At 34.5% G+C, this 8,129-nt stretch carries 10 protein-coding genes and 1 riboswitch; of the genes, 8 read left to right on the top strand and 2 right to left on the bottom strand.

Annotated elements, in window-relative coordinates; genetic code table 11:
* Positions 1-746, bottom strand: a 746-nt coding sequence (locus AB3X49_RS14445; protein ID WP_367962921.1) for a PDC sensor domain-containing protein, incomplete at its 3' end; no start/stop codon positions are given.
* 194 nt (positions 747-940) lie between these two features.
* On the opposite strand from AB3X49_RS14445, the gene AB3X49_RS14440 reads away from it, so the two are divergent.
* The 4 genes from AB3X49_RS14440 to AB3X49_RS14425 all read left to right on the top strand — a co-directional run bounded on the left by AB3X49_RS14440 (position 941) and on the right by AB3X49_RS14425 (position 4,136).
* Entirely contained in the window at positions 941-1,387 is a 447-nt protein-coding gene (locus AB3X49_RS14440; RefSeq protein WP_002064378.1) for a MarR family winged helix-turn-helix transcriptional regulator, read from the top strand.
* Positions 1,388-1,547: 160 nt separating this feature from the next.
* A complete protein-coding gene (locus tag AB3X49_RS14435) occupies positions 1,548-3,242 on the top strand; it encodes a M3 family oligoendopeptidase (RefSeq protein WP_088039006.1) in 1,695 nt (564 codons plus the stop codon).
* 138 nt (positions 3,243-3,380) lie between these two features.
* Positions 3,381-3,914, top strand: coding sequence for a DinB family protein (locus AB3X49_RS14430; protein ID WP_002030551.1), 534 nt, complete (start codon positions 3,381-3,383; stop codon positions 3,912-3,914).
* A 105-nt stretch (positions 3,915-4,019) separates the two neighbouring features.
* The gene (locus AB3X49_RS14425; protein ID WP_000038354.1) at positions 4,020-4,136 is read left to right on the top strand and encodes a DUF6254 family protein; all 117 of its coding nucleotides are present in this window, start codon (positions 4,020-4,022) and stop codon (positions 4,134-4,136) included.
* Between the two features lie 9 nt (positions 4,137-4,145).
* On the opposite strand, the gene AB3X49_RS14420 is transcribed toward AB3X49_RS14425, so the two are convergent.
* Positions 4,146-5,354: an ATP-binding protein gene (locus AB3X49_RS14420; RefSeq protein ID WP_002126178.1), complete on the bottom strand. Its 1,209-nt coding sequence runs from the start codon at positions 5,352-5,354 to the stop codon at positions 4,146-4,148.
* A gap of 208 nt (positions 5,355-5,562) precedes the next feature.
* A riboswitch (PreQ1 riboswitch) is annotated at positions 5,563-5,606 on the top strand.
* A gap of 93 nt (positions 5,607-5,699) precedes the next feature.
* Between AB3X49_RS14420 and queC the strand changes: the two genes are divergently transcribed.
* The 4 genes from queC to queF are packed head-to-tail and all read left to right on the top strand — an operon-like array spanning position 5,700 to position 8,078.
* Positions 5,700-6,362 (top strand): 7-cyano-7-deazaguanine synthase QueC, encoded by a 663-nt coding sequence (queC, locus tag AB3X49_RS14415; protein ID WP_002086813.1) that lies wholly within the window; start codon positions 5,700-5,702, stop codon positions 6,360-6,362.
* Complete coding sequence (gene queD, locus AB3X49_RS14410; RefSeq protein WP_002011526.1) at positions 6,362-6,853, top strand: 6-carboxytetrahydropterin synthase QueD; 492 nt, start codon at positions 6,362-6,364, stop codon at positions 6,851-6,853. Before queC ends, queD begins: the two co-directional genes overlap by 1 nt.
* Positions 6,846-7,562, top strand: coding sequence for a 7-carboxy-7-deazaguanine synthase QueE (queE, locus tag AB3X49_RS14405; protein WP_002086811.1), 717 nt, complete (start codon positions 6,846-6,848; stop codon positions 7,560-7,562). Before queD ends, queE begins: the two co-directional genes overlap by 8 nt.
* Positions 7,563-7,580: 18 nt before the next feature.
* Entirely contained in the window at positions 7,581-8,078 is a 498-nt protein-coding gene (gene queF / locus AB3X49_RS14400; RefSeq protein WP_002086808.1) for a preQ(1) synthase, read from the top strand.
* Positions 8,079-8,129 lie beyond the last annotated feature (51 nt).

The raw sequence follows: 8,129 nt of genomic DNA, 5'->3' as shown, positions 1-8,129 counted from the left end.
GCTATACACTCTATTGCAACTAACTGGTATAAAGTTTGTTGATGAATAGGTAACGGAGAAACAGAGACTTTCCAATTTAATCTTTGGAGTGGGGTAGTAAGCATGTTAGAATGCCCATCGCTTGTTTCGTTATTATCATCGGTTAGAAAAACTACGTCATGTTTATCAGTCACTTCGAAATGATATTGTGGTTTAATAGCATTTAAAGAGGCTGAAATGTAGTCAAAGCGTAAACTTGCTAATAATAATCCTGAGAGTTCCTTTTGTCTATTAAATATTGGAGACGCAATCATAATAGCTTGATGTCCAAGAACGCGATCTGTAATAACTGATGATACAGTTGTTTTCTTAGATTGCAATGCATCTTGGATGTATTGGCGGTCAGAAACGTCAATAGGCGGCGAATCGCCTTGGGATGCGAGTGTAATCATCCCATCTGTCGTAGCGTAATATAGACCGGAAAAACGTTCATCATTTCCATCGGTATCATGTACAATCTGTTTAATCCCATTGATGTTTCCAGTTTCGGTCCCTACGACTTTTGCGAGCATTTCTAAGGCAGATATAGCTTCACCAAGGTGATGGTCTAAATAGTCTCTATATAAAAAGAGAACAGTGTGAGCAGATAGTTTGTTTGCCTGTTTCATTTGATAAGTGTGATATGAAAAAAATGTGGCACTAATCCCTATCGTTGGCAGTATAACAAGCAGTATGTAAAAAACTATGCTTTGTAATTTGACTTTCAAATTTGGTACTCCTTCTTTTTTTATTATCATTATATATAAACTATGTTAAAATTGTCATGTTTTTATTCAAGAATCATTTGCATTACATTAGGGAAAGGAAAAGGAATGAGTGAATATTCATTCGGAAGTTGTAATGAAGTGCTACGTTGCTTTTCTTTTTGTTGCGGAGAATTTAAGTGAAGGGTTGAAATGGTATGACATCAAATAATGAGCGAGAAGACATTTCTCAATCTTTAAAAGTATTTATTGCATTATCCCGTGTACATCGTTCTGTTATGGATACTACAAATAAATCCATACAAAGTAACGGATTAAATCCAACTGAGTTTGCTGTATTAGAATTACTATATCATAAAGGAGGCCAACCACTTCAGCAAATCGGTGAGCGTATTTTAATAGCTAGTGGCAGCATTACATACGTTGTAGATAAGCTAGAGAAAAAAGGGCTTGTAAAACGAATTCCATGTCCAAATGACAGGCGTGTTATTTATGCACAATTAACGGAGTCTGGAGAGAGCTTTATTGCTTCTATTTTTCCAGGTCATGAGCAAGTTATATATCAGTCTTTTGAAATGTTAACGAAAGATGAAAAGGATGAATTACTTGATCTATTAAAAAAGATTGGAAAGTATGAAAAATAATGATATGTTCCAAAGGAGCTTTGGATAAAGAAATCCAAGGCTTTTTTGTGTGCATGTATTTATGATATCATCTACCGCATTTTGCTGAAGAATAAGAGGAGATTTGTAAGTAAGAATTGAATTATAATAATGATGCATATAATGGAGAGGGGGCTCGTTCATGTCATTTAAAGACTATGAATATAAACGGCCAAATATTGAAGAATTAAAAGGGGAATTTACTGTTGCTTTAGAGAAGTTTGATAACGCAAAAACTGTAGAAGAACAAAAACAAGTTATCAATTCAATTAACGAAATTCGTAATGACTTTGGTACAATGGGTAACCTTTGTTACATTCGTCATTCTGTTGATACGACAGATGCCTTTTATAAGGATGAGCAGGATTTCTTTGATGAATTCTCTCCAGTTGTACAAGGGTATGGTACAAAGTATTATAATGCGTTAATTCATTCTCCATTCCGCGAAGAATTAGAGGCGTATTATGGAAAGCAATTATTTGCTCTAGCTGAATGTGATTTAAAAACATATTCAGATGAAGTAGTGAAAGATTTACAATTAGAGAATAAATTGTCTTCACAATATACACAGTTATTAGCATCTGCAAAAATTGACTTTGCAGGAGAAGAAAGAACGTTATCGCAACTTATTCCGTTTATGCAAGGAAAAGAAAGAAGTGAACGTAAAGCAGCAAGTGAAGCATACTACGGATTTTTAGCTGAGAACGAGGAAGAGTTAGATCGTATTTATGATGAGCTTGTTAAAGTGAGAACGAAAATCGCAAAAACACTTGGTTTTAAAAACTTTGTTGAATTAGGATATGCAAGAATGTATCGTACAGATTATAATGCTGAAATGGTAGCGAACTATCGTCAGCAAGTATTAGATTATATCGTTCCAGTTGCAACCGAGTTAAGAAATAGACAAAAAGCACGCATTGGTGTAGAAAAGCTTGCTTATTATGATGAAAACTTTGAGTTTGCTACAGGTAATCCAACTCCAAAAGGCGATGCCGATTGGATTATTAATCACGGGAAAACGATGTATAAAGAATTATCAGCTGAAACAGATGAGTTTTTTAATTTCATGCTCGATAATGATTTATTAGATTTAGTTGCGAAAAAAGGAAAAGCTGGTGGTGGATATTGTACATATATCGAGAATTATAAAGCGCCATTCATCTTCTCAAACTTTAATGGAACGTCTGGGGACATTGATGTATTAACACATGAAGCTGGTCATGCTTTCCAAGTATATGAAAGTCGTAAGTATGAAATTCCAGAATATAATTGGCCAACATATGAAGCATGTGAAATCCATTCAATGAGTATGGAATTCTTTACATGGCCATGGATGAAGTTATTCTTTGAAGAAGATGCGGATAAATATTATTTCTCACACTTAAGTTCAGCACTTCTATTTTTACCGTACGGTGTATCTGTAGATGAATATCAACATTATGTATATGAAAATCCAGAAGCATCGCCAGCAGAACGTAAGTCAGCATGGCGTAACATAGAGAAGAAGTATTTACCACATCGTGATTATGAAGATAATGATTATTTAGAGCGTGGTGGTTTCTGGCAACGTCAAGGTCATATTTATAGCTCACCTTTCTATTATATTGACTACACGTTAGCTCAAATTTGTGCACTGCAATTTTGGAAACGTGCAAGAGATAATAGACAAGAGGCTTGGGAAGATTATGTGAATCTTTGTCAACAAGGTGGAAGTAAATCATTCTTAGAATTAGTAGAAGTTGCAAATTTAACATCACCATTCGCTGAAGGGTGTGTAAAAAGTGTAATTACAGAAATTGAAGCGTGGTTACGTGCTGTTGACGACACAAAATTGTAAAAAACATGCACTTTTTTCCTATGTTTAACATCGACATAATAGAAAAATGATGAGATAATAAAAGAAAATTCAGAATTATTTTAGGGGTGTTTCTAATGGGGAGCGCCCCTTTTCACCAACAAAAGGGGGGAAAGCACTATGCTTCAATCTAATATGGATGTTAGTTTAGAAACTTTAGTCCACTCATTACAGTCTACACGAAGCACGCTGTTATCAGAAATTGAAATGTTAAATGATACGGAGGTGAATGTAAAGCCACGCCGTGATAAATGGAGTATTATTCAAATTTTGCATCATTTGCATTTAGTTGAACAGTCTGTCACATCTGCCCTTGTATATGCTTTGCAAAAAAAAGAAAGAAAACTTGCTCCATTTAAAGACCTCCAACTTACGCTTGATCGCACACATAAAAGGGAAGCTCCTCAACAAATGAAACCAACAGAAACATTAATGAAAAAACTGCAAGGAATTCAATTACTAGAACATTCACGACAAGAATTATTACATGCCCTTCATAGTGTAATAGATGAAAAAGAATTATTTGAAAATGGATTAAAACATCCTATTTTTAATGATTTGAATTTATATCAATGGGTTCAATTTCTAGATTTACACGAACAAAGACATCTTACACAGCTAAAAGAAGCGAAACATGCAATTTTACAGCGTTAAAATGAAAGAAGTGGGGAACCGCTTCTTTTCTTTTTTACTCATGCATAGTTTTCTTTCTCATTTTGGAATACTACATGTAGAAAAGAAAAGAAGGAGTTGAAAAGCATGTCAAAGAAAAAGAGAGAAGAAGAGCGCGCCTGGAAAGCTCGGAAAGAAAATCAAAAGCCACATGGGAAAGTGAAAGCTTTTGCAGAATTAGTTGAAGGAACAGAAAAAACGTGATGAAGTTCATCACGTTTTTTGTATGAGTGGGAAAGTTAATAAGAAAGTTGTACCTGTACCTTTTTCGCTTATAATATCAATCTTTCCATCCATTGCTTGAATGACGCTGAAGACGACCATCATTCCGAGTCCGGTCCCTTTTTCTTTCGTTGAGTAGAAAGGTGATCCAAGGCGTTTTATTTGTTCTTGATCCATACCAACTCCTGTATCTTTTATATATAGTTGTATATGTTTATGGTCTGGAACTAATGTAAGAATAAGGTCGCCACCTGTAGGCATAGCCTCAATACAATTTTTAAAAATATTTAATAAACATTGGTTCAGTTTTTGCTTTTCGCCAGCGATAAAGAAAGATGTACTTTGTTTTATATAATTTATACGAACATTTGCTAAATTGGCGAGAGGTGTGATCAAAGACAACGCATGAAGTAATTCTTCCTCTACTTGTAATTGTTGTTCTTTTTCAATACTCGGTTTTGCAAAAGTTAAGTAGTCTGTAAGAACGTGATTTGCTTGTTCGATACCATTAATGGCTATGTCGATATATAATTTTCGTTCTTTCTCAGAACATGTATCTGACTGTAAAAGTTGTAAAAAACCTTTCGTTGCAGTTAAAGGATTACGAATTTCATGAGAGATAGAAGCTGCCATTTCGCCGATTAAATGAAATTTCTCAGCGTTCATAAGTTCATTTTGGAGACGAACTTGCATTTGTAATATGTGTAGTAAATATAAAATAAGGATCGTGCCAATCATCGTACATAGTTCGTACACAATGATATGTGGTATATAATCTGCCTCATTTGTAACACTTGCAAGGAAAAATGGTATCCAACCAAATCCATAAGTAAGACTGTAAAAAATAGCAAGTGTTATTTTTATATGATTAGAACTTCGATTAAAAAATTTGTATGTTAATAGTAGAACAATAAATAGGAGAATAGAAGCGATAAAGGATGGAAACGCACCTATTCCTCCCAATAAAAAGCGATAAATGTTTAATACAGCTAAAATAGAACCACCAGCAATAGGCCCTCCCGTTAACGTGCCGACAATTAATACGATATGTCGCATGTCGAACTGAAAACCATTATTTGTTTTTGCTGCGAAAGTGATACATAGTATGGTAGCGAGGCAACACAATACAATAAATATGGCTGAATTTAATTTAGGAGAGCGTTTCCCTTTCTGATTCCAAAATAAATGATATACGAGCATTGTAACGAGAATAGATAATATATTTAAAAAGAGGTAAATGATAAAGAGTTCCAGTGGGATGCCTCCTCTCTTCTAACATTAAATTAATCATACTATAAAATGAAAGAAATGAAATGTGAAATAGCGGAAAAAATCAGAAATTTTTTCTGGTAGTATACAATATGTTACAATAATCTTTGTCAATGAAAGAAGAAATTCCGTGCACTGCATGGGAGAGGTTCGCGAACTCCCTCTATAAAAAACTATGGAAACAACAATATCATTAGGTATTGTTTTGTTTTTTTATTGTGACAGTTCAAGAACGTTCTTTCTTCTTATTCGTAGTAGAGAAGGAGAATGAGTGAAATGAAAAAAGAAAAAGCAGTTGTTGTTTTTAGTGGTGGACAAGATAGTACAACATGTTTATTTTGGGCGATACAGCAGTTTGAAGAAGTGGAAGCTGTAACATTTAACTACAATCAACGTCATAAATTAGAAATTGATTGTGCAGCGGAAATTGCGAAAGAGCTAGGAATTAAACATACGATACTAGATATGAGCTTATTAAATCAACTTGCTCCAAATGCGTTAACGAGAACGGATATGGAGATTACACATGAAGAAGGCGAATTGCCATCAACATTTGTAGATGGACGAAATTTACTATTTTTATCATTTGCGGCTGTATTAGCAAAACAAGTTGGAGCACGTCATATTGTAACGGGTGTATGTGAAACTGATTTCAGTGGTTATCCAGATTGTCGTGACGTGTTTGTGAAATCATTAAACGTTACATTAAATTTATCTATGGATTATCCGTTTGTTATTCATACACCACTTATGTGGATTGATAAAGCAGAGACATGGAAATTATCTGATGAACTGGGAGCATTTGAGTTTGTTAGAGAAAAAACATTAACATGTTATAACGGAATCATTGGTGATGGTTGCGGTGAATGTCCAGCATGTCAACTTCGTAAAGCGGGATTAGATACGTATCTACAAGAACGCGAAGGAGCGAGCAACTAATGGATAACTTTTTTGGATTTCGCATCGTAGAAAATTTACAAAAAATGGACAAGGATATTCAGCGTGAACAACTCAAATATCATAATAAAAGAGTAATGGTCAGCAAGGAATTTACATTTGACGCAGCGCACCATTTACACTGCTATGAAGGGAAATGTAAAAATTTACATGGACACACATATAAAGTCGTATTTGGAATTAGCGGATATGTAAATGAAATAGGCCTTGCAATTGACTTTGGAGATATAAAAGAGATTTGGAAAAATGAAATAGAAATTTATTTAGATCATCGTTATTTAAACGAAACATTGCCAGAAATGAATACGACTGCTGAAAATATGGTCGTTTGGATTTATGAAAAGATGGCAGAAGCATTAACGAAAGATAATCGTGCGAACGAATATAAGGGAGCTCGTGTTGAATTTGTTCGTCTTTTTGAGACGCCGACTAGTTATGCGGAAGTAAGACGGGAGTGGATGCTCGATGAGTAAAATCCCCGTCTTAGAAATATTTGGTCCAACCATTCAAGGAGAAGGGATGGTTGTAGGACAAAAGACAATGTTTATCCGTACAGCGGGCTGTGATTATAGCTGTGCTTGGTGTGATTCTGCTTTTACATGGGATGGATCGGCCAAAGATCAAATTAAACAAATGACACCGGAAGACATTTGGAATGAGCTTGTAGAAATTGGCGGAGAAAATTTTTCTCATGTTACGATTTCGGGTGGAAATCCTGTTTTGCTGAAAAATATGCAATTTCTTCTTTCTATATTAAAGGAGAATGGAATGCGAACAGCGGTAGAAACGCAAGGGAGTAAATGGCAAGATTGGTTGCTTCAAATTGATGAGGTAACGATTTCTCCAAAACCACCAAGTTCAACTATGAAAACAGATTTTCAAATGTTAGATTCTGTTATTCATAAACTAGCAGGGAAAGATTTTAGTTTAAAAGTAGTAGTATTCGATGATCAAGATTTTGAATATGCAGTTAAGATGCACGAGCGTTATCCGAATGTACCATTTTTCTTACAAGTAGGGAATGATGATACGAAAACAGTGGATGATGCGGTGCTTATAAAAAAACTATTAGAAAAATATGAGTGGCTTATTGAAAAAGCTGTGAATTGTAAAGAAATGAATGATGCGAAAGTACTGCCTCAGCTTCATGCGTTAGTATGGGGAAATAAACGAGGGGTATAATGAGAAGGGATGTTTAAAATGGCAGGAAGATTAGATGAAGATTTAAAAGATGTAACATTATTAGGAAATCAGAATACAAAATATTTATTTGAATATAGCCCGGAAATTTTAGAGGTATTTGATAATAACCATCCAAACCGTGATTACTTTGTAAAATTCAATTGTCCTGAATTTACAAGTTTATGTCCGAAAACAGGACAACCAGATTTTGCAACAATTTATATTAGCTACATTCCAGAACAAAGAATGGTAGAGAGTAAATCTTTAAAGCTATATTTATTTAGCTTTCGAAATCATGGTGACTTTCACGAAGATTGCATGAACGTTATTATGAATGATTTAATTAAATTAATGGATCCACGCTATATTGAGGTATGGGGGAAATTTACACCACGTGGTGGTATTTCAATCGATCCTTACTGTAACTACGGCCGCCCAGGAACTAAGTATGAGAAAATGGCAGACTACCGCATGATGAATCACGATTTATATCCAGAAAAGATCGATAATCGTTAATATAGAAAGAAAGGATCTGTATGATATACAGATCCTTTCTTTCTATTATAT

The sequence above is a fragment of the Bacillus sp. C30 genome, from assembly GCF_040838255.1.
Classification (GTDB): domain Bacteria; phylum Bacillota; class Bacilli; order Bacillales; family Bacillaceae_G; genus Bacillus_A; species Bacillus_A mycoides.
The sequence above is the reverse complement of the archived record's forward strand: the minus strand, read 5'-3'. Positions and strand labels throughout refer to the sequence as shown.

Excerpts from the sequence above, each read along its gene's own strand:
- AB3X49_RS14420 (WP_002126178.1), bottom strand. The coding sequence starts at position 5,354 with ATGCTCGTATATCATTTATTTTGGAATCAGAAAGGGAAACGCTCTCCT.
- queE (WP_002086811.1), top strand. The coding sequence starts at position 6,846 with ATGAGTAAAATCCCCGTCTTAGAAATATTTGGTCCAACCATTCAAGGA.
- AB3X49_RS14425 (WP_000038354.1), top strand. The coding sequence starts at position 4,020 with ATGTCAAAGAAAAAGAGAGAAGAAGAGCGCGCCTGGAAAGCTCGGAAA.
- queD (WP_002011526.1), top strand. The coding sequence starts at position 6,362 with ATGGATAACTTTTTTGGATTTCGCATCGTAGAAAATTTACAAAAAATG.
- queF (WP_002086808.1), top strand. The coding sequence starts at position 7,581 with ATGGCAGGAAGATTAGATGAAGATTTAAAAGATGTAACATTATTAGGA.
- queC (WP_002086813.1), top strand. The coding sequence starts at position 5,700 with ATGAAAAAAGAAAAAGCAGTTGTTGTTTTTAGTGGTGGACAAGATAGT.
- AB3X49_RS14430 (WP_002030551.1), top strand. The coding sequence starts at position 3,381 with ATGCTTCAATCTAATATGGATGTTAGTTTAGAAACTTTAGTCCACTCA.
- AB3X49_RS14440 (WP_002064378.1), top strand. The coding sequence starts at position 941 with ATGACATCAAATAATGAGCGAGAAGACATTTCTCAATCTTTAAAAGTA.
- AB3X49_RS14435 (WP_088039006.1), top strand. The coding sequence starts at position 1,548 with ATGTCATTTAAAGACTATGAATATAAACGGCCAAATATTGAAGAATTA.